Origin of the sequence: Primorskyibacter sedentarius, from assembly GCF_004342065.1 — a bacterium.
GTDB lineage: Bacteria > Pseudomonadota > Alphaproteobacteria > Rhodobacterales > Rhodobacteraceae > Primorskyibacter > Primorskyibacter sedentarius.
The window spans coordinates 292588-318552 of sequence record NZ_SLZU01000001.1 but is presented as its reverse complement, the minus strand read 5'-3'; the positions used below and the strand labels follow the sequence as shown (position 1 = coordinate 318552).

At 54.9% G+C, this 25965-nt stretch carries 20 protein-coding genes; 12 read left to right on the top strand and 8 right to left on the bottom strand.

Features of this window, described 5'->3' with window-relative positions:
- Positions 1-616 precede the first annotated feature (616 nt).
- Positions 617-1675 carry an IS110 family RNA-guided transposase gene (locus EDD52_RS01440; RefSeq protein ID WP_132241244.1) on the bottom strand — a complete coding sequence of 353 codons (1059 nt, stop codon included), beginning with the start codon at positions 1673-1675 and terminating at the stop codon, positions 617-619.
- A gap of 307 nt (positions 1676-1982) precedes the next feature.
- Here EDD52_RS01440 and EDD52_RS01435 point away from each other — a divergent pair, with 307 nt between their 5' ends.
- The 12 genes from EDD52_RS01435 (at position 1983) to EDD52_RS01380 (ending at position 19604) form a co-directional block, all read left to right on the top strand.
- A complete protein-coding gene (locus EDD52_RS01435) occupies positions 1983-3191 on the top strand; it encodes an SIR2 family protein (RefSeq protein ID WP_132241243.1) in 1209 nt (402 codons plus the stop codon).
- Entirely contained in the window at positions 3188-5026 is a 1839-nt protein-coding gene (locus tag EDD52_RS01430; protein ID WP_132241242.1) for an ATP-binding protein, read from the top strand. Before EDD52_RS01435 ends, EDD52_RS01430 begins: the two co-directional genes overlap by 4 nt.
- Positions 5027-5264: 238 nt before the next feature.
- Positions 5265-6872: a ComEC/Rec2 family competence protein gene (locus tag EDD52_RS01425; protein WP_132241241.1), complete on the top strand. Its 1608-nt coding sequence runs from the start codon at positions 5265-5267 to the stop codon at positions 6870-6872.
- Positions 6873-7598: 726 nt separating this feature from the next.
- Positions 7599-9602: a site-specific integrase gene (locus EDD52_RS01420; protein WP_132241240.1), complete on the top strand. Its 2004-nt coding sequence runs from the start codon at positions 7599-7601 to the stop codon at positions 9600-9602.
- 1 nt (position 9603) lies between these two features.
- The gene (locus EDD52_RS01415) at positions 9604-11901 is read left to right on the top strand and encodes a hypothetical protein (RefSeq protein ID WP_132241239.1); all 2298 of its coding nucleotides are present in this window, start codon (positions 9604-9606) and stop codon (positions 11899-11901) included.
- Between the two features lie 260 nt (positions 11902-12161).
- Positions 12162-12575, top strand: a complete 414-nt coding sequence (locus EDD52_RS01410; protein ID WP_132241238.1) for a hypothetical protein — start codon at positions 12162-12164, stop codon at positions 12573-12575.
- 97 nt (positions 12576-12672) lie between these two features.
- Entirely contained in the window at positions 12673-13113 is a 441-nt protein-coding gene (locus tag EDD52_RS01405) for a hypothetical protein (RefSeq protein ID WP_132241237.1), read from the top strand.
- A gap of 170 nt (positions 13114-13283) precedes the next feature.
- Positions 13284-14099, top strand: coding sequence for a Hachiman antiphage defense system protein HamA (locus EDD52_RS01400; protein WP_481374236.1), 816 nt, complete (start codon positions 13284-13286; stop codon positions 14097-14099).
- A complete protein-coding gene (locus EDD52_RS01395; RefSeq protein WP_132241236.1) occupies positions 14089-17235 on the top strand; it encodes a DEAD/DEAH box helicase in 3147 nt (1048 codons plus the stop codon). Before EDD52_RS01400 ends, EDD52_RS01395 begins: the two co-directional genes overlap by 11 nt.
- A gap of 28 nt (positions 17236-17263) precedes the next feature.
- Entirely contained in the window at positions 17264-18097 is an 834-nt protein-coding gene (locus EDD52_RS01390) for a hypothetical protein (protein ID WP_132241235.1), read from the top strand.
- Between the two features lie 75 nt (positions 18098-18172).
- Entirely contained in the window at positions 18173-18883 is a 711-nt protein-coding gene (locus tag EDD52_RS01385; protein ID WP_132241234.1) for a hypothetical protein, read from the top strand.
- Positions 18873-19604, top strand: a complete 732-nt coding sequence (locus EDD52_RS01380; protein WP_132241233.1) for a hypothetical protein — start codon at positions 18873-18875, stop codon at positions 19602-19604. The genes EDD52_RS01385 and EDD52_RS01380 overlap by 11 nt, the downstream gene beginning before the upstream one ends.
- Positions 19605-20006: 402 nt before the next feature.
- Here the strand turns inward: EDD52_RS01380 and EDD52_RS01375 are convergent, their stop codons facing one another.
- Genes EDD52_RS01375 through EDD52_RS01345 form a run of 7 tightly spaced genes read right to left on the bottom strand, consistent with a single transcriptional unit; the run spans position 20007 to position 25911 of the window.
- A complete protein-coding gene (locus EDD52_RS01375) occupies positions 20007-20768 on the bottom strand; it encodes a Pnap_2097 family protein (protein ID WP_132241232.1) in 762 nt (253 codons plus the stop codon).
- Positions 20765-22030 carry an MSMEG_0569 family flavin-dependent oxidoreductase gene (locus EDD52_RS01370; protein WP_132241231.1) on the bottom strand — a complete coding sequence of 422 codons (1266 nt, stop codon included), beginning with the start codon at positions 22028-22030 and terminating at the stop codon, positions 20765-20767. The genes EDD52_RS01375 and EDD52_RS01370 overlap by 4 nt, the downstream gene beginning before the upstream one ends.
- Before the next feature lie 14 nt (positions 22031-22044).
- Positions 22045-22329, bottom strand: a complete 285-nt coding sequence (locus tag EDD52_RS01365) for an MSMEG_0570 family nitrogen starvation response protein (RefSeq protein ID WP_132241230.1) — start codon at positions 22327-22329, stop codon at positions 22045-22047.
- Positions 22322-23281, bottom strand: coding sequence for a sll0787 family AIR synthase-like protein (locus EDD52_RS01360; protein WP_132241229.1), 960 nt, complete (start codon positions 23279-23281; stop codon positions 22322-22324). The genes EDD52_RS01365 and EDD52_RS01360 overlap by 8 nt, the downstream gene beginning before the upstream one ends.
- Entirely contained in the window at positions 23278-23829 is a 552-nt protein-coding gene (locus EDD52_RS01355) for an MSMEG_0567/Sll0786 family nitrogen starvation N-acetyltransferase (protein ID WP_132241228.1), read from the bottom strand. The genes EDD52_RS01360 and EDD52_RS01355 overlap by 4 nt, the downstream gene beginning before the upstream one ends.
- Complete coding sequence (locus tag EDD52_RS01350; RefSeq protein ID WP_132241227.1) at positions 23826-24944, bottom strand: MSMEG_0568 family radical SAM protein; 1119 nt, start codon at positions 24942-24944, stop codon at positions 23826-23828. Before EDD52_RS01350 ends, EDD52_RS01355 begins: the two co-directional genes overlap by 4 nt.
- Entirely contained in the window at positions 24937-25911 is a 975-nt protein-coding gene (locus tag EDD52_RS01345) for a Nit6803 family nitrilase (protein ID WP_132241226.1), read from the bottom strand. Before EDD52_RS01345 ends, EDD52_RS01350 begins: the two co-directional genes overlap by 8 nt.
- Positions 25912-25965: the final 54 nt, after the last annotated feature.

The window sequence follows — 25965 nt, the reverse complement described above, 5'->3', positions numbered from 1 at the left end:
GCTTCCATCGGCATCTTATTTGAAACTGCAATGGAAAATATATAGACTTTTCAATAGGGTGGATGTGCCATTTGTCTGTGCCAAGCGATCTTGGTTTCGTGCCAATAGACATGTGCCATTGAGTTTTTCCGGAACATTCTGTGGCATATCCATGGAACGTCTCAAGTGTCTGTTATTCATTAGTAAAATAGGACTTGTTCCATCGTTCCAAACAAATGGTGGCGGGGGGTGCAGACTTTGCGTTCACCGGTATTATCCAAGCAATGACCACACCGTTTCTGAATTTTGCGGCTGGACCAGGTTTCCGCAGTTGCCAGTGGCTAATTTTAGGGCCCAAAGCAGATGGAGAAATTTGCAACCTTGATACCAGAAATCGGTTCAAATGTATGTACCGGCTGCTGTTCGCAAATGATTTCTGGCATGTTCTCGGAAGTCGCTCATATGTATCCGGCCTGTTGATCGACACGCGGGTCGTGGCCTTGTTGGGGTTACGCACGCGCCGTGATCTCATTAGCGGACAGGTCGATTGTGACCATTTGGGCCGTCAGATTCTGGGGGCGTAATTATTCCGTTCCATGATTTCTATCTATCGCGAACTCCTTTGGGGCGTCTCGGCTTAGATGCCAATGGCGACCTCGTCTCTGGGCGCATCAAACGCCGTTTTATGTCTCAAGATGCTCCAAGCCATGCGCGCCAGCTTATTGGCCAGCGCAACAGCGGCCTTGTTGCGGTGCATCCGTTCCGATGCGCGCGCGAGCCATTCACCAAAGCTGAAGTCTGGCCACCGATGCGGACGCATCATGATAATCTTTGCAGCCTGAACGAACAGCATCCTCAGATATCGACTGCCGCGCTTGGATATGCGCCCCAACACCGTTCTACCGCCGGTGCTATATTGACGGGGTACCAACCCGACCCATGCAGCAAAATCCCGTCCTCGATCGAAGGCTTCCCCTTCACCAATGGCAGCGACCATGGCAGTCGAGATCATTGGACCAATTCCAGGCACAGTCATGACGTTAACGCAGTTCTCTTCGGTTCGACTGATCTCTTCGATCTCTTGCGATACTTTATCGATGCGATCATCCATCCACATCCAATCGCCATAGAGGCCGATCAGGATCGAACGCATCCGGGGTGATATCTCATCTTTGCGCTCCTCCAGGATCGTTTCAAAGGAATTCTTCAGGGCGCGCAGACCTTTGCGGACAGTGATGCCCTGCTCGATCAAGAAGGCCCGGATCTGATTGATCGTCGCAGTTCGGCGCGACACCAAACGTGATCGCACACGATGCAAAGCTTGCAGGTCGAGCTGATCCTGGCTTTTCTCGGAAACTGCCTTCAAGTTCGGACGCAGCGCCGCTTCAGCAATCGCTTCTGCGTCGTTGTAATCGTTCTTTTGTCCTTTGTTGAAAGGCTTCACGTAGATCGCTGGGATGATACGAGGCTCAAAGCCCAATTTGCGCAGTGTTCGGCTGACAAAATGCGCACTCAAGCAGGCTTCCATGCCCACCACGCAACGCGGCAGTCTTTCAAATGTCGCGACTAACGCGAGGCGTTTGATCTGTTTCCGCAGGACCCGCTGCCCTGCCTGATCGAAGCCCACCAGGTGGAATGTGTCTTTGCCAATATCGATCCCTATCGACATCAGTTCATCAAAGTCGTTCTTCGCCATGCTACTTCTCCTGTTTGCAGAAATAGGCTCAGCCTAACCTGCTGGGTGAAGCAGCCGGTACATCCCATTAGCAGAATTTCTTCCCAGTCGATATGCTGCGTAGCAGCGCCCCAGACTGACAGAGATGACCGCACCGGCTCACGAGAGCAATATGACTTAAATGTATCGGAGTTGGTTTGTCCCCAAGCGAAAACATGTTCTTTCGTAGGCAGAGAGAATATGAAGAAAGGTGAATTCTTCTTTCAGGTTGCGTTGAAGTGGAGGGGAGATTTAGTGTCTGATTAGGGTATTTTGTATTGGGGAAATTATGACTGGGAACATTGAAGCCGCGCGGCAACTTGACCATCATCTCCGCGCTCCCAGACAAGTTTGGCTGACGGGGGCAGGTATCAGTTTCGGTGCTGGACTCCCTTTGATGTATCCACTTACAGATCGAGTCTTTCACCTCCTGGAAAAAAATCCAGCCGACGAGCATGTGCATAAACTCGTTACGGAGGTGCGCTGCGACCTGCCTGACAAACTCCACATCGAACATATTCTCAGCCATCTTGGTGATCTCATAGCGCTTGCAGAGCGAGCAAAAGACATGAGCGCCACTATCGGAAATGAACGTGTGAAGAAGATCAATCTTCAGGCTGCGCATCACACTATTCTGCGGCACATTCGAGATATTCTTCGGTGGGGGTATCAACCAGCATCGGGCGAAGATTCTGAAAAAGTCGGAATGCAAGGCAAACCAATCGTTTCCATCGAAGACCACCGCCGATTTATTCGCACACTATATCGGGTAAATCGTGCTGGATTAGATGAACGCCGGGATGCAATCCATTTTGTTACGACAAACTATGATACCTTGATTGAAGACGCTCTTTCCCTCGAACGCATTCCATACGCGGACGGATTTTCTGGTGGTGCCATCGCTGCCTGGGATGAACGCCTTTTTGAGGCGGCATCAACAGACCAACGTCTAAAAGCAATTATCACGAAGCTCCATGGTTCAATCGATTGGTACCGAAGCGGCGAAGAAAATGGGCGCGTTTTCCGTGTTCGATATGACGATATCTATCCAAGCAGGTCGAACGAGAACGGAAATGTTGTGATCTATCCCCAATCTACAAAGTATATGGCATCTCGTGAAGACCCATTTGGAAACCTTTTCCAGAGGTTTCGCAGTCTTCTTTCGTACGAGCGCCAGCAGGTATTGTTTGTCTGCGGTTATTCTTTTGGGGATGATCACATTGACTCTATCATTAGCCAGCACCTCCTTCACCCAGAAAGCAAGACCACCCTTGTGGCCTTTGCCGGTGCTTACGGCGGCAAACTGGAAGAGTGGGGAGCAAGCGGAGCCGGGGATCGAATATTCGTACTGGCTAAAGATGGGCTCTACCGTGGAAAGAATGGGCCATATTTTCCTCCATCCGCGCCTTTGGCGGACCGGGATTGGTGGACCTTCTCTGGTGCAACTAATTTGCTGGAAAATGGCTTGCCTGACGATATTGCGGAGGCAATTGAATGAGTGATTTTGACTACGACCCAGACATTCAAATTGGTACAGTCTTCGAGATTTCTGGAACCACGATTAAAGTATCGTTGAAGCGCAGTCTAACTGAACTCGTTCAAACCCATGGTGGAACGGTGTATTCAGTTGGTCAAATAGGGAGCTTGGTGAAACTTCATATTGGTCGTACAGTCCTTTTCGGTATGGTTCGATTGCTTCGCTTGCAGACTGAGGAAGAGGCTGCTGCACATGGTGTGACAGACGGGATGGATCGGCGGGTACTTGAAGCAGACTTATTCGGTGAAGCCCGCTGGCAGAAATCGAAAGAGGCTTTGACCTTTGACCGAGGCGTTCGAAATTCACCTCTTCCTCTCCAGGGTGTTTTCATCGTCACATTTTCGGAGGCGCGACGTCTCTATACCGCCATCGAAATGCAAGGCGGAGGCGGCCCCAATCGTTTTGTTTCGTTTGGTTCGTATGTCGGTGCAGATGGGGTTGCTTGCCATGCTGACATGGACAAGCTGTTCGGACAGCACTTTGCCGTTCTGGGGTCAACAGGTAGCGGTAAGTCTACTGCCGTGGCCGCTATCCTTCACGCTGTTCTTGGTCACAAAGCAACGGAAGACGGACAGCTTTCACGACCACGGGTAATCATAATCGACCCGCACGGGGAGTATGGCCCAGCATTTGGGGACCGCGCTGTTGTCTACCGAGCATATCAGGACGCTGGAGATGGCGGCGCTGGTTTTCGCGCAGCGAAACTTCCTTATTGGTTAATGTCCAGCGAGGAATTTCGTCGTCTTGTCGTTGGAAAAGGGGAGTTTGAAGCGACTTCGCAATCAAACGTTGTTTATAAGGCGCTGGCTCATGCCCGGATGTTTGCAGCAGGATTGGTGCTGTCTGCCGAAGATGCAGCAAGAAAAACAGATGAGTTTGGGCATCCTGATCTTCCTCGTCCAGCGCCCGGCAAAACGATGGAGGAAATTGTGCAGTTTGATCGAGACTGGCCAATCCCTTTCGATCTGGATGAGTTTCGAAAGCATATCGAACTTTGCCAAAACAATCGGCCCAGTGGGGCCACTTGGGCACCAGAAACTCCAAGTGAGTTTCAGAAAAAATTCGCCTCAATTTTGGACAAACTATCGGTTCTTCGCTTGGATAGTCGGTTATCTTTCTTAATGCGGAACCAAGTGGGTGGAGATCCAGCGCTTGCAGAAATTTTGGCTCAGTTTGTCGGCGGGGATGAAGATAAGCTGAATGCGCCCATACGGATTCTCGATATTTCGGGTTTACCTACCGAAGTGGCAGGTCCTTTGACTGCAGCTCTCGCGCGCCTGTTGTTTTCATACAAGTTAGTACAGACGCGTGAGGAGCGCGAAAGAGACCCAATTCTTTTGGTCTGCGAGGAGGCACATCGCTACGTCCCTGATCGAGGAGAAGCGCAGTATGCCGCAGCCCAAGATGCAATTCGCCGGATCGCGCGGGAAGGAAGAAAGTATGGGATTGGCCTAATGCTGGTATCACAGAGACCATCTGACGTTGAGAGTACAGTTTTGTCACAGTGTAATTCTTGGCTCGTACTGCGTCTGACGAATGGCCGAGATCAAGAACATGTTGGCCGATTTCTCCCCGATTCCATGGCTGCTCTGATAAAACTTTTGCCGTCATTACCACGCAGAGAGGCTTTGTTTGTTGGTGAAGCAGCTGCTTTGCCGTCCAGGATTAAGCTAACGTTCTTGGCTGAAGGCCAAAGGCCAAAATCCAATGATATTTCGTTTGCAGCTGGTTGGGCCCAGGAACTACCAGACGTTGCCGCATTGAACGCCGTCGCTATTCGAATGGCGAGCCGATAATGCTTTTCGAGGCGATCAATGCGCTCCGGCTTGATCTTTCCCTGTACAAATCCAGAGAATGGCGGCTATCCGCCCATGTCAGCAGCCGTCAATGGCTGTGAACCACGGCTTCTCTGGATCGGCTACCAGGGCGGTGCGAATGAGACTCGGCAGCCTGCGATCATTTTTGAAGGCTCCAGCAAATAGGTGACCGAATGAATGCGGCTGACTGCCCGCTTTACTATGAAAAGATAAAATCATGAATGTAGTGTCGCGCGACAGTGTACCGCTAAGCGATCACGAAATTTGCCTTGTCAAAGGGTTGATCAAGCATCGTAAGCAACTGGGGATCAATCAGCAGCGTCTCATTGCCTATTTCTCGTTCCCACAGCGGACCGTTCATCACAACGTCATTTCTGCGATCGCGCGCGAAGAGGTTTGTGCCAGCGTCGCCGACTATCCTCCCTCGGACTTGCCAAATTGCCGTTTTTTTTTGGACGCATGGACTGGTGATTGGCAGGAACACAACCGAGCGGCAGAGGTCGCCGGCGCGCCAAATTCATCGTTAGATGAATTCGAATTCGGCTACCGCTTCCATCCGGTCGGTCAGGGCCTGTTCTGCTCCGGTCACTTCAACCGGGCCGGCCAGGATCCGTTCCGCTGGGTCTACGATTGTGGCACCGAGGCAGGCTCGCGCAGATCAACCCGTGCTCGACATGTGCGCGCTGAAATGAGGGCGCTCCAAAACGATCAGGCAACGTCCCATCTCGACCTCGTGACGCTATCGCATTTCGACGAAGATCATTTGAGCGGGATGCTCGACCTTTTGAAAAAATTCAGCGTAGGTACCTTGCTCTTGCCCTATCTCACTCCTTGGGAAAGGCTGATCGTTGCCATTTCCGAGCAAACTGCTGTTGAATCGGATCTTTTTACCTTCCTGACCGCGCCGACGGAGTTTCTTCTGGCGCGTGCAGACATGCGGATCGAACGTATCCTTCTCGTACCACCGAGCGCGGGCAGAGAGGCGGCAGCCCCCCCGATCTCGCCGGACGAACCAACACGTGAGACTGAGCCGGAGGCGTTGCCGAAGCTGTTGATCAAGGATCATAAGCCCGAAGGGGAAAACGACATCGACGGGCTTGGAGCTGACGATGGACTGGCCGATCCTCGGGTGCGATTTCTCCACCCAGGGGGATACATCCTCGTCTCTCAGGCCTGGGAGTTTGTCCCCTACAACGACTGTCGGCTCGAAGCGCTTGCCACCAATTCATTTAAGAACAAAGCGCGCCCCCTTGCGCACAAACTCACTCACGCCGAAAACGAAGAGCACCGGCAGACGGCACTCAAGAAGTTGACTAAACTTTACGATGCAACGTTCAAATCTCGAACGGCAAAAAACATCACGCCACGACGGCGGAATGAAATTTCGCTGTTTCTCTATGCGGGGCCAATTGGTCGAGTTGAACTTGTAAACGTGAAGGTGACGATCCCGCGCCATGAGATGGTTTCACACATCGGTCAGGTACCAGACGGTTGGTTGGGAACTGATCGGTTCGGACAGATTTTGACAGGTGACGGTTTTCTCCACACCAAGAAGAAGGTTGCTGATTTCATGGTCTTCTACAGTGTTGGCGATCGGATTAGTCGAGGTGCGATTTTCCAAGTGATGCATCATGGGTCGGATGCAAACTGGAGAGATGACATCGCTTCTCTGTTTAAGCCGGTAGCGAGCCTCTATTGCTCTGATCCGCTCGGAAAGTGGGGCCATCCTGGTGCCAAGGTAAGGAACGATTTTGCCGACTACCACCCGGTACAAGTCGACGGGGTACATGGCTGGCAAGTGAATGGTACCTGCCGCTTTCTCTGAAAAGTCGTGAGGAGAATTTCTTGATAGATCAACCGAAGCTTATTTGCCCCAGGCATCCACAGAAGTCAGCTTTCGTCAGAGTATTCTCAAGACCAGTCGGTCTGCCAATATCCCCAATCTGTCCGTTTGCGTTTTTCGCAGCGATGTTCCACCTCCCCGCTGCAATTTCTGAATAGCCGTGTCCATTAGGTCGAGGCGGTAGGAAGAAACTTAACCTTGGACCTCGACATGATGCCTTGGGATCAAAGTTGACCAAGAGCGTGTACGGTTGCTCCATGAAACCAGAAGCCCTGAACAAAAAACGATCGCCTGCCAAACTGTGGCCCGCACTTCAGAGAAACTTTCCTCACGGTCCCAAATTTTGAGATGGGACCGTGAGGAAAGATCAAATTGGATCTTAGACCCAGGAACCAATTTCACGATGTTAAAATCGATAGAATCCGCTGCCACGTAGGTGGTCATTCATGTTTCCGCATGCTCCAGCGATGGATTGGCCTATATTGCTTGCGTCATGATCCGAACAAGTATGCGAAATCAAAAAAATTCAAAAACTTTCTTCGTCAAAGAAGGAAGTAACTAATATATGTTGCGACTGGCCACACGATCATGTGGTTCTTGGGTTTCCGTACACACGGCACCCTTCTTGACTAAATCGTCCTGATTTGTCCGAGCGGAATGCTCGCCTCGAAACTTTGCGCCAATGCTTGGCGATGAAGGGCAATCACGATGTCAGGAACTATCGACCAAAAATTTCTACCTACTTTCATACTGTTAAAAGCTGAGGTCGAAAGGGACGCAGACCGAAATATCAAGAACACATTTGAGTTTGTAATGGAAACTCTGAAGGTGTCAGGCAGCGAGCCTCTCGACAAGTTTTTTGCTCCGTCTAACTGGGGCGATACTCGCGCAAAATTGCGTTTCAAAGCCCAGGATAAGTGGGCAAACAAGTCAACGCTTCGTGCTCATCTTTCTCGCATCACAAAGATTAATGAGCTGGCAACTGAGTTGTTGGACCAAGGGTTTATGTCCGACGATGGGGCGGATTGGGAGTATCTAACGGCGTTGGAAAAAATTCGACAGAAAATTGCTGATCGTAAGATCAAAAGTTGGTCTGAGCTTGAACGCAAAGCCAACGGGCAGAAATCAAGCTACGTTGGACATCTATTTAGTAAAAAGAGAAAATATCTGCCTAATTACTCCAAGAGAATAGAGCAGAGGCTGGAACAACTCTGCGTATTTCTGGAGCTTGATTGGGGGATTATGCGCCCGATGCTCATCAAGGATGGGGCCCGTCGTCCAGTTTCAAAAAAACTCAAACCATCCGGGTTTTCCTATTATTTGAAATTTGAAAATTGGCCTCCAACACTGCAGCAATCGGTTAATGACATCGAGAGGTTTCATATGCGGATGACGCCTGGGCAGCTGCCCGACGGAACACCGAAATTGCGCAATAAGAAGTCTCAGTGGAAGATTAGGGAAAGTGATGGGAAATGTTCTTCTAAGGGAAGTTTCCACAACTTGCTTGGATCATTTTTCGGGTTTTGCGTGCTTCCTTCAGACAAGAAGGTTTCGGAAAAGTTGGTGCTTGCTCGCCTTAAGACCACGCTGGTAAAATGGCAGGAAGAGGACTTTGATCAATATGTTTCCTGGATGACTGGTGAAGGGAGGAACGCGGCAGAGCTTTCAATCTCCTTGTTGTTTGACTTCGACTTAATCGAGCGTTGGCTCCAGTGGCTTGCAAACCGGAACGGCGGGATTGCCGAAACTCAGCCCGGCTATTGTTTGTCGCTGAGTGGGCTGACGAACCCAAAAACCGGGGCAATTTCGCAATCGTATGAAATTGCGTGCCAAGTAATGGGGTTCCCGCCCTTGTCTGGCCCTATTCTGCGAACTGAAGAAAATGAGCTGTTCCAGAAAAGAATACGTGAATGGTCCGATTTCTGCGGCCGCGCGTCCGCAGAGTTTCGTAGTTTGCAACACTCCTTTTCATCTTCCAAGGTAAAAAAGAAGAAACGCGTTAGTAGCCGTCACTCGAAAATTCTCGAAATCAAGGACCCGTTGGTTCCAGTGCAGACTATGATTGAGCGTTTGCATAGGTCCGAGCCTCGTCACCTTGATAAGAATTCTCAGAGTTGGATGGTGTGGGCTCGCAACATGACATTGCTTGAGTTGACTGTCAGCAACCCTATTCGTGCGGACAACTTGCATTGTCTGAACTTTTGCGAAGATGGAAGCGGTCGGCTGAGGAAAACCGGCGATGTATTTCAGATATATTTGGAAAAACATGAAGTGAAGAACCCTCACAAGGAGAAGGACTACGGTTATCTTGGGATCGTAAGCCCATCGGCCTCTTCGTGGCTAAATTTCTATATTCAATCCGTCCGTCCACATTGGCCTACGGGAATTTCGATGGATGAGAGACTGTTCCTCACAGACAGCGGTAACAAGCTTTCTAATATTGACCTCTGGAAAATATTTGTGACCGTTTCTCGGTTGTATTTGCCGGAGTATAGCGAGCTGAATCCTCATGTTTATCGGCACATCGTCGCGACATCTTGGCTTAAAAATCATCCTGACGATTTCGTAACTGTTTCCCTCATCCTGGGCGATCGTATTGAGACTGTGATGAAGGACTATGCCCACCTTGCTTCTTCTGACGGATTTTCTCGCTACCATAAGCTTCTGGAAAATTGGCGTGGTCGTACCCCACCAACAATGGGAGGCAAGTAATATGTCAAAGCGCCCCGACACTTTCCACAAAGCAAGGTCAGATTTAGGTTCTGGCATGGCTAAATCCCCGAACGAAGAGGAGTTAAAAGCTCGCAAAAACAAGCTGCTTCGCAACAAATTGGCAATGGGGTGGTTGAAGGAGCGGGGTATCGGTCGCTCCATCATCGAAAAACACAATCTTGGGCTTGTTAGCCAATCTGGAAGTCGTGATATCAGGCGATTTCATGACGCGCTGTGTTTCCCGAGAATGACAGTTCTTGGGCCGGTAAAGCGTTACATTCATATCGAAATGACCGGTGTCACCGTTAACGCTCCGAGCCATTTTTGGTCGCAAGGGGAGCCGATGACCCACGTGGGCTATCCTGAGAGGGTGAGTTGCCCTGTAGTCATTGTTCGCATGGAAGACTTCCACTCAATCTGCCAATTGGTCGATCAAGATCCCAGCCTAAATATTCAGGTGCTTGGGGCGTCGGGAGCAGGTGACCCGGAAGAATGGCAATCCCTGGGATTCTGGCAGCAATGGACGGACATTTATAGTGCGCTGCCGTCAACAGACGAAGAACGCAACAAACGTCTTCTTCGCTTTGCCTGTCAACCACTTGCGAGAGTGTCTCTGCCGACGATGGCTTCGACATGGGGCATTCTCGCGGCCGCGCCTGCTGGGGAAACTCCTAAATTTTCGAAGATTTTGGCAAACGTTAACGACGTAAAGGATAACGCTATTCTGAAAAAAAACTCACCAAAACTTGGTCGTCAAGCCTATCAACCGGTCGACGTAGGTCGCGCATTTCATGACGGCTGCCTCTATTATCCTACGCGTACAATGTTGCGCGAGGTACATACAGAAAAAGGAGGGAAATCCACGACCGTCGAAAAGATAGAAACAGTCGTCATCCGATCGGACGGGGATGTGCTTACGGCCTCGGAGATGCCTTCCAAGCCGGGGACACCAATGGATCAAAGAGTCTGGCGTCTCAGCGATGGTACGCTTGTTGATGAGCCGCCGGTGCCATCAAGGAATACGAGCTGGAGTTGGCAGAATATTCAAGAATTTCTTGCCGCCAAGAAAGAGGGGCGCTGTTTGAGTGGCCCGCTCTCAGATGTGATCTGGGCGGTTCGGGACTGCCTCGTGAGAGCGGTATGGCTTCCCAACTCCGATGACTACACGACTTTGGCTTTGGTCGTTGTCGCAAGTTTCGTACAGCCTGTCTTTAAGGCTGTGCCTTACCTGTTGGTATGCGGGGACAAAGGCACGGGCAAAAGCGAACTTGGTATCGTGCTCTCCCAGATTGGGGCGAATGGAAGTATCATCGGTCAGACCTCTGCGGCTTCGGCGGCGCGTATGATGCACGAAGGTCGCGGGCTTACAGTTTTCGACGATCTGGAGAGTATTGGACAAAAACGTGGAAATGACAGTGGCTATACAGAGCTGATTCAATTTCTGAAAGTCTCCTACAATGCGGACACTGCGAAAAAGGTTTGGACAGATAGTTCCAACGGGTTTCGCGTTCGTGAATTGAATGGATTTGGTATCAAGGTGATCAACAATACCGTTGGAACAGACGGGATCTTGGGTTCAAGAATGATCCGAGTTGCCACGAGAAAGATGCCAAAATCGGTTGCTGAGGATCGCATGGGAGTGAGGGGGCCAGGGGCGTCAGAGCTTAAGCAGTTGCAAGATAAGCTGCACGTCTGGGCGTTCGAGAATGTAAAAATCGTAGACGCAGTATATCGCGATCAAGTGCCGCCATCAGAGCGCGAGGATCAGATTGCGGCACCTTTGAGGGTTCTCGCTGAGGTTGCTGGTGATGGTCAGCTCAAGGCCGAATTGGAACGTTCTTTGGCGCGGTCTCGCACTGTTGCTGCAAACGATGACACTGAACCATCGGACATTGTCAGGGAGGCAGCGACAAATTTGGTGAGGCGTGGTCAATACATGCTCTCGGCAACGAACGTCGCTTTGGAAGCTCGGCGGCTCGTCGGACCAAATTTTGGAAAATCGCACATTGGAGAGATTACAGAAATAGACGATGAAAAGGTCGTGGGACGGATCATGAAAAATCTTGATCTTGTAGATCCGCAACAGCAGCGTGCCAGGGTGCGCGGAGTGCAGATCCGCGCAGCGAGGGCCTCAGATAGCTTTCTGCAGGACGTGTTCGGTGAGGAAGAGCGCCCAGTGGACATTGGCGTGGGCGGCTTCTGCGATACATGTGCGAGCTGCCCTTACGTGAGCCAAAGTTGCCCCATCATGGAAAAAAGGATGGGGAAAGCGGTGCGTAGAGAGGCTGGATCAAAGTGATGTCACGACCTCAGAATATTTTATCTTTCTGGAACGAGGTTAATCCACGTGCGCCCGATTTTCGGATCTTGCGCGGGCCTTTTTGTGAGGCCGCGCAGATCAGGAAACTCTGGTAAGGCCGAACCAACACAAACATCAACTTAAGCCAGACCGATAGACGATGCTGCTGCTACAGAGCGTCTGGCTAAATTGCCCTCTGAAAGGAGGAAACGGGCTTCTTGAGCTGCCGATTGGAGCAGCACTTTTCTGGAATGAAAAACATGACCTACTATCAAACGTTCTCTCCTAAGCCTTGCCCAAACCTGATCCATGTCCAAAGGTTCCTGCGCGATCATGGGTCGGTTTTGGCCAAGGCTGTATACCAACTGGGCGGTCCAGGGGCGAGTGCGCGCGTGTTCCTGCTTAGTGAAGCAGTACGCCACACTCAGCGTCTGACACCGGCTCAAAGTAGCCATCTCGTGGCCTTCCACAGGTTGCTGAAGCTGGAGCATGTCAGTGATCCTGATCGAATTGAGAGCAGCCTCTTTGCCTTGATCAATCCTGAATCCACCTTTGTAAATGAGTGCTGCTTGCTGGCCGAGAAACTGGACGCCTTGCTCCAGAAGATCGCTGAAAACGAACCTATCCGAAACATCCATTGCGAAGCACCACAGAAAGTCGGGCAAGTCGCGTGATCCCCGAGAGCCGGCCCTTCCGGGGCTGGCTGTCTTGAAGGGGCGGCCATCCCGGGCGCCCCAATGAACGACACTTAACTCAAGGGATAACACGACGATGCACGTACTTTACAACAAGCAAAACATGGATGACCTGGCGGCCGAGGCTGTAGGATTAGGGAGGCAGGTCGCCGAGAGGGCCAAAGCGCTTCACCTGGGCGACACAGCTAAGGATGTGGCGTTCGTATCGCGTTGCTTTGCGCGCCTGAAAGATCGCCAACCCTTCGATGAAGCCGATGAAGGTGGTTTCGACGCCGTCATGGATATCCTGGAGTGCAGTATCGCGTCCGAATGCCTTGGCAGCGAAGAGCGGTACCAGGAAACGGGTTACGATGACTTCGGGCCCTGCGGCGAAACTCGCGAAACGCCAGTCTATTCCGACCGCGGAAATGAACTCATCGAGCTGCAATACCTGTTCCAGGATTTCCTCAACAGCCGCGACGGTGTGCTCGACCACGTCGCCGCACACCGCTGTTTGTTTGATATCCTGGGCAGCTAACTAATAAAGGAACACCCCGAGCAGCGAAGCTGCTCGGGGTGATTGCAACATTTAAGCGAAAGTCGCTCATTAAGCTTGCCAACATGGACGATGATAGGTTGCGCCGTGGGTTGCTTGATCTACGGTGAATATTCTTTAGTAAGAAAATTGAACACGGGGTAGTTAGGAGTATGGTGACGCCAAGCCATTTGAATTGGTTAATAGATACTGGAGAACGTCAAACGACAAGATGCGGTCGTGAAATAGAGATTTGGATGCTTAGCCCGCAAGACGATGCTGAGATTCTTTCGAATTGGGCCCGGCATTTCCGCGAACACTATATTGACGATGCTGATTTGTCGTTCATGGCTGGGGGCACCGGTCTCAGCCATGCGGATTACCTACGAACAACTCTCCTACCCGATGCGAAGGTGGCGCCTGGGCCGAGCCTTCGATCGGGAGACTTCGGCGAAATCATCGTAGCCGACTTCATCGAATATTTCTTGGGATACTGGTGCCCGCGTGAGTTGCGTTACCAAGATCGCTGGAACCGAAATGATTCCACCAAGGGGTGCGATGTCATTGGGTTCAAATTTGCTAACGAGGACAATCCTGACCCAAGCGACGAGCTTTTTATCTTCGAGACGAAATCCGGCATGTCAGCAACCGCCTCGCACCGCCTCCAGAATGCGGTCGACGACAGTATCAAGGACAGACTTCGGGAGGGAATGAGCCTCAATGCCATCAAACGGCGCTTTTTCGATCGGGGAGAGATAGGCGATGCCCGCAAGGTCGAGCGCTTTCAAAATCAAGCTGACCGCCCCTTCCGCCGGATCAATGGTGCGGCCGCCATTCTTGATGACGCCGTATTCGACGAGATCGATCTCGCGGCGACTGACGGTGCGGCTCACTTCAACCATGCAAATTTGCGACTTCTGGTGATCCGCGGACCATCGCTCATGAAGTTAGTTCACGCGCTCTATGAGAGAGCAGCCGATGAGGCCTGAAGCTACCGCTTTGAACATTCTGTCCACCGCGCGAGCACGGGCAAAAATGCACGAATTCCGCGTTGCACCAGCGGACTTCAATGACCTACCCCGCGACCCGTCTATGCTCTTTTCGTTGGCGATAGGCATCCTGGGAGACGTTGCGGCCGCCGTTGCCGATACGCTCGAAGAAGCAGCTGTCGCGTCGGCTGCGCTTCCCCAACCCCTCGGGTGGGGGGAGTTGGACGAAGATACACAAGAAGTGCTCCGCTTTGCCTCTATTTTTTTCGATTCTTATCTGAACGCACAGCTCGATGCTGATCTGGACACTGAGTTTTCCCTGCTATGCGCAGCAGCTTATTACATTGCCGGGAATGTCGGCAGCGCAACCGTGATCATACGACAGATGGCTACGCCAGAGATCGACCTTGCGGGAGGCCTCGGCCATCTCGTCTATAGTATCCTCCAGAACAGCTTCGTTCCCATTGAGGAACCTCACGCACATCAAGCTGTAACGAACGAGCTTCTGCAGGCAATGGGTCGCTACGTCCACTTTCAGGTTGAAGCAGGTGCCGTTGCTCAGGTTTGCAGCACACTTCGTAGCTATTTCCATCGATCAGGGTCGCCGCGGGAATTGCTTTACTCCGACATTGCCGGGGCTTTGTGTGCGCTCAAACTCCGAAACGCCGCACGGACCATCCTGCCTCCAGCATCAGGCTTGGAACCAGATGCCTGGCTCCCCGCGCTCGCCAAATTGCATTTTCCGATTGAACTTTGGCCAGCCCAGCAGCGGATCGCAGATGCTGGCGTGTTCGCGGGTCGCTCGGTTGTCATCCAGATGCCGACGAGCGCGGGCAAGACCCGCGCTACCGAAATTATCATTCGATCGGCTTTTCTATCGGGTCGAACGCAACTCGCAGTCATTGTTGCCCCATATCGTTCGCTCTGCCATGATATTCGAGGCGACCTGATGACTGCCTTTGCCGACGAGAACGTGCAGTTGGACGAAGCATCGGATGCCTATCAATTCGACCTCGCTCTCGATACGCTGTTTGCTCAAGACTCGGTTCTAATCGTCACGCCCGAAAAACTTCTCTACATGCTGCGGCGGGCTCCTGATCTCGCAGAGCGGATTGGCTTGATAATCTACGACGAGGGCCATCAATTCGACGGGATGACACGAGGCCCAACCTACGAACTACTCCTTACATCACTGAGAATGTCGCTCCGTGCCGAGACCCAAATCATTCTTATCTCCGCAGTGATTGGTAACGCGCCAGATATTGCCGAATGGTTGCTGGGCAATTCTGATGCCGTTGTCGGTGCTGAAGGATTACTGCCGACGACCAAGAGCATCGCTTTTGCAAGTTGGCGAGACCAACGTGGGCGGCTGGAATATGTGCAACCCGAGGATCCAGCCGAACGAGAATACTACGTGCCGCGCGTCATCGGCGATATCGCTTTGCCGCTTCGCGGCAGGGAAACTGCTCCCCGAAGCTTTCCCAAGAAAACTGGCGGTGACGTAGGCTTGTTCCTCGGCCTTCACGTTGTACGTAACGGAAGCGTTGCTATCTTCTGTGGAAGAAAAACCAGTGTGACGAAAATCTGCTCGCGCGCCATCGAAATCGTCGATCGCGGTGTCGCACTTGAATGGCCAATTGAAACTTCGGACGCTACCGAGGTCGAAAAGATCCGTGCGCTTTGCGAGCTGGAGCTCGGAGCAGGTGCGCCGGCGACTCGCGCGGCGGCGCTTGGGATATTTGCACATCATGCCGACACGCCAAGAGGTATCCGACTCGTGATCGAACACGCCATGAAAGAAGGGCTGGCCAAGTTCGTAGTTTGCACCTCAACCTTGGCCCAAGGTGTTAACTTTCCGCTCAAATATCTGATCGTGACATCTACGCGCCAAGGCGGTGAACAAATAATGGTGCGCGACTTCCAAAATCTGATGGGCCGCGCAGGTCGAGCCGGCATGCATACAGAGGGCAGCGTTATATTCTCGACCCCAGCTATCTTTGATCAGCGGGAGCAATTTCGCGGCCGACGGACGTGGAATAGCGCAGTTGAACTTCTCGATTCTCGAAACTCCGAACCGTCTCGCAGCTCGATCCTCGTGCTTTTCGATCCATATCAGCAACCGCGACAGAGCCAACCAGGGATGAGTTTTCCACAGCCGATCATCCTGGAAATCCCGGCCGAATGGCTCGATCTCGCCTTTGTCGATGCTGCACGTATCACTGAAATTATGGCCGCAGCGCTCGCTGCTGAACCTGAAATCGATGAGCAGAAATTTCGGCAGTTCATAGAAGGCCGTGCTCGCGTTATACAAAGCGTAGCCTCATTCCTCGTTGATAACATGACCTTTGGCGAAGGTGAGGATGCGGCAGTCCGGGCCAAAGAACTTGCGGCCAACACGTTGGCCCATCACCTTGCTGATGAAGAAACGCGGGGTCGTCTGGTCGAAGTTTTTCAATCGATCGGGGAGTCGATAGCAGCCAACACCGATGGGGACCAGCGCGCGCTTATTCGACGGTCGCCCCTGCCACCGTCAGCGGTAGCCGAACTGAAAACATGGCTCAGCGAAAACCTCGACACTCTGCAGACGGCAGTGCAGGAGAACCAGCTATTCGCCAAAATTTCTCCGGTGGCGCTCCGTTTAGTCACTTCTCGCGCTATCAAGTCAATAAGCGTTCAAGATGTAGTTCCGCGTGCCTTACAACAGTGGATTGACGGCAGATCTTACGCCGTCATCTTTGAAACTCTGGCTGAAGCAAAAGCTCGGGTTGGGCGCAACCATGTCACTGTCGAAGACGCTGTGGCGCTATGTGAAAGCGGATTCAGCTACGATGTCGCGATGATCGTTGCATCGATAGCGGATCTGACCGAGGGGTTGAACGATGCGGTCAATGCAGGCACCAGTCTCCTGCAGAAACAAATTAAATACGGGCTGACGGATCGCGCTGCTATTGCCTTTTACGAGGCTGGGTTTGCGGACCGACATGTCGCAGGCCTCCTGGGGCTCATCTGGGGAGATGTTGCTGATCGAGCGGGCGTCCGCGCAGTTTGCCAGCAGGAAGAGATTTTGCGTGCTGTTCTCGCAAACATCCCGAGCTATTTTCTCAAAGTGGCTGCTGAACTTGGAAGGTGGGGGTGATACATGCTTTTTCCACTTAGGAGTGCGAATGAATGACATAGAGCACAGGGTTCAAGATGATTGGGTAATACCGGTTCTTGGCATTGCGATGGCATTGGCTATCGCTATTGGGTGTGGTTTCCTTATTGGGCAACAGGCGCCCACGGTGACCGCTGACGTGTCCACAATTTGTGAAGGGGAGCAAATTGCAGAATGCGCAGCTCTTCGGTCTGCAGTCGCGACAGAACAAGCGACGTGGATTTCTCAATGGGCGTTGTGGGTTTCCTTTGGCACTTTGGTGGCAGGCATTGGTGCTTTGGGTGGCTTGATCACTGCCTATTCGCATGGGCGACGCACAATCAAGCTTGCGTTGGATGCCAACCGTATCTCGATGCAAAACAATCAATCACAAGCTCGTGCTTACGTCGTTGTTCAAGCCGTCGAGTGTAGACTCGACGGTCAAGGTCGGCTCAGTACGAGAGTGCAGTTTCAAAATTCGGGTCTCACGCCAGCGCGTCAATTACGTTGGCTACACGGTGCGGATCTAAATATTGTATCAAAAGAAAGTGAGCAAATCTCTTTCAGGGTAGGCGATGAACCAGACCCAGATAACTCCCACTGGCGGCGAGATATTCCGTCGGCAGAAACGTGGACAACAACACCTGTCGGTTTGCCGGAACCCGACTATCCTGAGATTTCCAGTCTAATTGCCGAAGCGGTTTTTATTGCCGCAACCGTGAAGATCGTCGCTGACTATGAAGATGTCTTCGGGGTCAGCCATCGCGAGACCGCATGCTTTCAGGGGCGCGTCGTTTTCGAGGTGCACAACAGCGATTATTGTGAACTTGAACGAGCACACGATGGTGTCTTCGAGGTAATTTAGGTGCATGACATGTGAGCCTAATTCGGAAGTCATATCTGCGTCAGAATATTAGAGGCTTGGTTTGCGAAATACCGATTGCGGCTGTTTTTAATCAGGTCGAAAAAAAGTTGGTCCAGTATCTTCATCGTATCAAAGAATATTGGTTATGCGGATATGAATGCTGAAGAAAAGCACTTGGAGGATCTACGTTCTTACTTGACGTCGATGGCTGCGGACATCCTGCAAACCTCGGATAAGAAGGCCAGGATTGCTCTGGGTGCCACTGCAAATGCTGTTTTGGGGGCGGCCTTTGTGACCACTGTGACAGGGGCGGTAGGAGCTTTGGGTACCGCCTCCACAGGCGCTGCAATTGCTGGCTTGGCTGGCGTCGCGAAATCCACTGCGACGCTATACTGGATAGGTGGTCTGGTCGGAGGGGGAGTCGTTGCCGGCACGGCAGTGATTGGTGCTGGCGCTGTCGGCGTTGGGATTTGGGGTTCGGTGAAAGCGCGAAAGGCGATCCTTGGTTCAGGGCGCATTTCGGCTCTTAATGGAACAGAGCAGCGTATCGTTTTAGCGATAGGGGCCTTAACCAAGGCAATTGGAGAGGCGACAGACGGGTGCGCGCCAAGCGTACGAGAGGTCGACTTATTCGTGAAAATAGGCGTTTTGCCATTGCTGGCAGAAGTCGAGACCGGTTTGGCCTCTGGGGCCTTCGCTAACATGAAGGTCTACCGCCGGGTACGACTCCGGGGGCGGGTCAGCAATCTGTCGCGGCTTGTGGGGAGAGAAAAAAATGTCACGTAAGAGAAGTCTTGTCGTTACCATAGCCGTCACAGTAGGGCAGCTGCTTGCTGGGCGGCGTTCAGACTGGTCAGAGGACCAAGTGCTTGTTTTAGAGGCGCTGCGTCGTTCGGCCAATGACCTCAACAACGCCGATGAAGCCGAACTGGCTGCATATCTTTCTGGATTGGGTCCAGAGCAGCTACGCGGTGTGGTTTCAAACGTGAAGGGAATTTTCCACGAGTTGCTTGTCGAGAGGGCGGAGAATTTTGAGGGTGACGAAATTACAGCCCGGCTTTTTCAGGAAACGAACCATCCAGGTGCTGACATCGAATTTTTGATCGACGGCGGAGTGGTGTGTGAAATGCAGCTCAAGGCCGTACAATCACCTGCAAGCATTATCGAACATTTTTCCCTCTATCCTGACACAGACGTTCTGGCGACCAGTGAGGTCACCGCGCTGCTGGGGGGCGTCTTCGGGGAGAATGTCACGGACTCGGGCTTCAGCAACGAGGAAATTACTCGCCAGACCCAGAAGGCACTTGATGAATTGGCAGATGAAAATCTGGGAGATTTCATTCAGGATGGCATCATCACGTCCGGCTTGCTCACGGGTGCTTTAGCTGCTCGATCAGCGCTATCGCGGCGTATGCCGGATCGCGCCGAGGTAAGAAGCTTATTAGAAGCCGCAGGTGTTGGTATAGGTGCGACTATCACGGTAGAGGCGCTCTTGGGCCTATTGTGAGGTCGGCCGGACGCCAAGCCCTTGGTTCAAAGCAATAAAATATGGTAACTGCCAGGAAGGCAGCCGCAAATTTGAACGCTCGAACCTGGGCGATTGAAGCAGTTTGCACAACTGTTTTGCTGGTGACGAATGCCCAAAAATTGGGAGGGTAACGATTTCAATGACTTATGTTCTTAAAAAGATCGTCGCGCACAATATATTGGCAACCTGGAGATGTACAAGCAAGCGCTTGGGATGTGACAGGCATTGCAAGGCCGCCGGTCATGCATGCACCGAATGTCGGGCGCTGCGCGGTCCCATGCACAGGCTGCGGGGCGCCCAAGGTCGCCGCGCTTCCCGCATGAAGGCCCTTGGCCTATGCGTGTCCGGCGCGATGCGTCCTTGCGTCGGCGTCAGGCGCGGTCAGGACGTTTCCACAAGGCCGATCAGCCGGTCGGCCGCGCGGATGACGGAATGTGCGCCGTGGCGGGAGACGTTTGTGCCTTCTCCCGGGTTGAGATTGCCCAGATAGACAACAGTTCGTTGCTTCGGCCTGTCGTCGCGGGGCGCGGCCATCTCCGCGATCTTCGAGAAAACGGGAAAATACAGCAATCCAACGGCGTTGAAATCCAGCGCCGGCACCGGGCGATAGTGGAAATGCGGCTGCTCCGGCGTGGCTTTGCGTGCCAGACGGGCAAGCATCCGGGCGCGCAGGTGAAGGTGATCCAGCGCAGCTGGCGCCTTCGGAAGATCCTTCAGCGTCGTCAGGCCAGAGCGCAACAGCCGCGTGTTGCTGCCGGAACTGTCATGTTTCAGGAAACAGCTGATCATCCGGACCGTGGCATAGCTGCCTTGCGCGCCCGAGATCGTGTGAAGGGACCCGATACGCTGCGGCGCGACATCGTGAAGCGTCGAATTGACAGTGGCCCGCGCGCCCAGCATCGGCGCCTCATGCCACGTGACGGACGTTGCGCAGAAAGCTGCATAGACGGGGGTGCCGCAGGCGTCGCGAAACGCCATGTTGCTGCCCGCTGCATCTGCGATCAGGCCCCAGTGCCTATCGCCACAATCGCGCAGCAGCCATTGTTCGGACAGGCCGAAGGGGGACAGCTGCGCCATGCCCAGCGTCAAGTGGCCCTGCCGCGCAGGTCCGGTGTCTATGGCACGTAGGACAGGACGGCTCATGCCGCGATCCTGGCCAGTTGGCCCGCGATCTGATCGGCAAGATAGCGGCTGTCTTCCTCGATCCCCAGGAAACGGCCCGAGCCCCAGGTATTCAGCCAGCCCAGCCCGATGAAATGCAAACCGGGGTGACTGGTGACGCCGCGATGGAATTGCGGCTTGCCGCGCGCGTCAAAGACATCGGCCCTGATCCACGAATAGTCGGGGCGAAACCCGATGGCCCAGAGGACAGAGGTGATACCGGCCTCTTCAAGGTCGATCTCCGTGCGCTCTTCCTCTGGCTCCCACAGTTTTTCGAAGGGTGGTTCCTCGGGGGCGTCAATGCCCTCGTGCGCGATATAGGCATCAATCTGGGTGCGGATGCCGACATAGGAGCGGTCCGCGTCGTCAAGGTTCTTCGCCAGATCCGGGAGGAAGGAAACCCGGCCGCCATCCATATCGGCGAGCGAGCCGTAAAGCTCTACACCCTGTTCGACATGAAAACGGCGCAGGTCGATTTCCTTGCCGCCGTCGCGCCCTGACATGTAGTGATTGGTCTGGGTCATCGCCTTTACCGGATCGGGATGCTGGTCGATGGTCACACCGTAATGCCCCGCATCGTACAGCCAATCCGTCGCATCGCGGCCCCGGTAGCGGCGGGGGCTGCGCGGGGCAGGGCCGACGGCAAGATGCACGTCACGCCCCGCACGGGTGAAATCCTCCATCAGCTGCACGCCGGACTGGCCCGTGCCCACTATCAGCACACCGCCTTCGGGGAACTGATCGACACGCCGGTAGTCAACCGAATGCATCTGGAAAATCCCGGGCGACAGGTTGCGCGCATAGGCGGGCTCGATCGGGGTGTCATACCCGCCCGTGGCAACCACCACCTGTTCGCAGCTCCATACCCCGCAAGAGGTCTCGACGACGAACCCTTGCTGTTGCGGCGTCACACGGGTCACGTTGACGCCTTCGCGCAGGTTGGGCCGGGTCTTTTCCGCGAATGCGTCCAGATAGTCGGTGATCTCGTCCTTGAGCATGAAGCCGTCGGGATCGGACCCGCCATATTCGCCGTCGTAGTGGAAATCCGGAAGGCGACACTGCCAGTTTGGCGTCACGAGGCAGAAACTGTCCCACCGGTTCCGGCGCCAGGAATGGAATTTCTCGTTACGCTCGAAGACGATGCTGTCGATGCCTTTCTGTTTCAGGCACCACGCGGTCGAGAGCCCGGCCTGACCGCCGCCGATGATCACGACCGGGATGTGGGTGATAGGGGTGTCTTGCATGGGTATGTTCCTCATCAGGTGATCTTCAGACAGATGACGGGGCCATCCGCGGCCATGTCGAACTCTGCGATGCGCGCCTCAATCCGGTCGAGCTGCTCCATCGCGGAGGAGCAGGCAAAGCCGTATTTCCGGGCAACCCGGTCAGAGGCGCGTTCCAGCGCGACACGGGCGCGACTTTGAAAATCGGACAGCGGATAGCTTGTTCCGGGGGTGAAAAGTTCGGCCACGACGGTGGAGGGGGAGTAGAGTTGTTCCTCGCGGCCATCGGGCCAGCGGACGGTCCAGAAGGTTTCAGGCATCTTGCGCTCGGAGGTTCATGTAGGGGGTGTGGGCGTGGTCCCAGAAGAGGGCACTGGCGCCAGACTGCGAGATCGTCACCGCGCTGCCTTGGGTCACGCGGCCGATGGTGGATGCGTCGATGCCACGCGCCGCGAAGCGCCCGCATACGGCGTTGACCCATTGCCGGTCGACGCTGAGAAGGAAGCCGTAGCTGGGAAAGCTGCGCAGCCATCGGTCCTGCGGCACGCCGGGCGGGGGCGTGATGGCGTCCAGATCAATCTCCATCCCGGTGCCGGAACATTCGGCCAGCATCAAGGCGGTGCCGATCAAGCCGGCCTGGCTGATATCCTTGCCGGCCGTCACAAGCTCGGCTTCGGCAAGCTCTGGCAGGAGGGCGAGATCCCGGCGCAGCCTGTCGGCGGGTGCGTCCAGAGCGGCGCAGAAATTGTCGTAATTTCGATAGGTGCCGCGGTGGTCGATGGCCGCGACGAGCGTGTCGCCGGGACGGGCGTCGAAGCTGGTGATGAGCCGGGTTGCCCGACCAAACACGGAGGCCGCGATGCCAAGCTCCGGCGCGGAAAGGTTGGTATGGCCGCCGACCAGCGGCACGCCATAGCTTTGTGATGCGTCCCGCAATCCCTGAAGGAGCGGCGCTGCGGCCCCGGCATCGGGCGCCCAGACCTGATCCAGCAGCGCCACGGCATGCCCGCCCATTGCGGCAATATCCGACAGGTTCACCATCACCGCGCACCAGCCGGCAAACCACGGATCATCCTGAACAAAAGCGGGGATGAACCCCTCGCCGGCCAACAGATCGTAGCCCCCTTCGCGCGGCAGGGGGGCAGCATCGTCCCCCGGGGTGCCGGGACCGGATGCCAGCAAGCCCAACGCGGCGGTGGCGCCGGAGATAGCCAGTTTCGACTGGATGGACGGATGCGCGCGCAGGGTTTCTGCCAGCGCCTCGATACTCATCGGCGCGGCTCGCGTATCGGGGGGCGGTGATACCAACCCGCCACCGGATCACCGCAGGGCGGATAATATGACAGGTCGGCCTGCATCTTCAAATGCGGGGTGTTATGGATGCGCACCTCTTCCAGCGGTTGCCAGCGCAGGCGCCTGAACAGGGTGACGTTCTGCATCTGGACATGGGCAAGGAAGGTCGTGCAGCCGCGCGCATTCGCCGTGCAGACCGCAAGGCGGATAAGCTCTGCACCCAACCGTCCGACCTGCCGAAACCCCAGATCCACCGCCAGCCGCGATCCCCACCAGAGGCCCGGCGTCTCTTCGTGGATGCGGACAGTGCCGACCACCTCGTCGGCCTCGTGGGCATAGGTGGACAGCGCGACAAGATGCGTCGCGATCAGATCGATATCGTCGCGGTCATGATCGGGAAAGATCCCTTGTTCCTGCACAAAGACGCGGTGGCGCAGGTCGGCCGCCCCGGCCGCCTCGAAGGATTTGGAGGCGGCGCGGATGTAATATCCCGGCGACTGGAACTGGCGCGGCTCTAGCTCGATCATGCCGTGGCCCTCCCCAGGATGTTGAGCTTTTCATAGGTCGCCAGGGCCGAACAGGCACCGCATTTGCCGCAGCCTGCCTTCATCTTGGAGGATTCAATCCCGGCGCGGGCGATCATCGCGCCAAGTGGCCGCAGGATTGACGCCATGAATTCCGGCGCGGGGGCGGGATGGCTTTCAAGCGGCGTTCCCGAAATCGGCACAAACGGCACCACGAACGGGTAAACCCCCATGGCACAAAGCTTTTCACCCATTTCCAGAATGGCTTCGGGCGTGTCGCCCAACCCGGCCAGAATATAGGTCGACACCTGTCCGCGTCCAAACACCTTCACCGCCGCCGCAAAGCTGGAGAAGTATTTCTCCAGCGGGACGGTGGCCTTTCCCGGCATGACCCGGGCGCGGACTTCCGGAGTGACTGTTTCGAGATGCATTCCCAGCGTGTCGATGCCGGCGTCGAACATCCGCTGATGCCAGTTGTCATCTTCGGGCGGTTCACACTGGCCTTGCAGGGGCAGGTCGACAGCGGCCTTGATCGCTGCCGCGCTTTCGCACAACACCTTTGCGCCGCGGTCTTTTCCCGGCGGCGTGCCGGTTGTCAGGACCATATGCGTCACCCCGTCCAGCTCCACCGCGGCCTTTGCCACCTCTGCCAGCTGTGCGGGCGACTTGTGGGCGATGGTGCGACCCGCGGCGAGGCTCTGCCCGATGGAGCAGAACTGGCAAGTCTTCTTGCGGCTTTCATAGCGGATGCAGGTTTGCAGCACCGTGGTGGCAAGCACATCCTTCGAATGCAGCGTTGCGATATGGCTGTAGGGGATGCCGTCGGCCGTCTTCAGCTGGTAGAACTTCGCGCGGGTCGGAAACCGGACCTGTGCCACCTCATCCCCGTCGCGCAGCACGCGGGAGGCGCCGGTGGCATCGGGGGCCTCCACAAGGAAGGGGCTGTCAAAGGACGGCGCGGTATGGACGGGGATCATCACCGTGCGGTCGCCGATCGTGACGGCCTTGTGGTCCGACGGCCCGGCGCCGCCACGGCGGCTGTCCTGTCCGGCACGGGGGTCGACCAGACGCATCCCGTGGGTTTGCAGATCGTTGATGAGGGTTGCGGTGTCAGGCATTTTCCGGGGCCTCCTCTGGATCATCCGTCGCCACGGCGTCCTGCGTATGGCGGGTCACGGCGGGGCGGGTATCGTGGTTCAGGCTGAGCAATTCGGGCCGGGCATAATGGCCGACGCTGTCCATCATGCGCTTGCGCTTTGCGATCAGCCGCATGTCGAGATCGGCAATGGCGATGCCTTCGCCTTCGGTGATCGGATCAGTCAGATGGCGGCCTTCGGGGCTGATGATGCAGGTCATGCAGCCGTCGCGCATCGCCTTTTGCAGTTTCGGGTCGGGATGGAGCGTGGTGATCTGGTCTTCGGTCAGCCAGCCGGTGGCGTTCACGACAAAACAGCCGGCCTCCAGCGCGTGGTGGCGCATCGTGACCTCTATCTGTTCGCCGAAAATCGGCCCGACGAGGCTGCCCGGGAAGTGGCCTGCGTGGATTTCCTCGTGCTGGGTCATCAGCGCATAGCGGGCGAGCGGGTTGTAATGTTCCCAACAGGCCAGCGCCCCGACACGACCGACAGCGGTATCGACAACCTTCAGACCAGCGCCATCGCCCTGTCCCCAGACCATACGTTCGTGATAGGTGGGCGTGATCTTGCGCCGCTTCAGCGCCAGGGTTCCATCGGCATCAAAGATCAGCTGGGTGTTGTAAAGGGACCCATGGTCGCGCTCGTTCACCCCCAGCACGACGACGACACCGCGTTTGCGGGCTGCATCGGCCACGGCCTGCGTCTCAGGCGACGGCACAACCACCGCCTCGCGCATCAGTTCAAGATGCGGCGCGCCCTGCTGCACCGGCGGCAGGACAAAGCTGAAATAAGGGTAGTAGGGAACGAATGTCTCGGGAAAGACGATGAACTGCGCGCCTTTGTCGGCCGCCTCGGCAATGGCGTTGAGCACGCGTTCGATCGTTCCGGCGCGCCCCGTCAGGTCGGGGGCGATCTGAACTGCGGCGGCACGGATGGTGTCGGTTCTCATGAAAGGGGCCTTTCACAATAGGAGGCGGGCAGGACGGGCCGGTGGGGAGGGGGG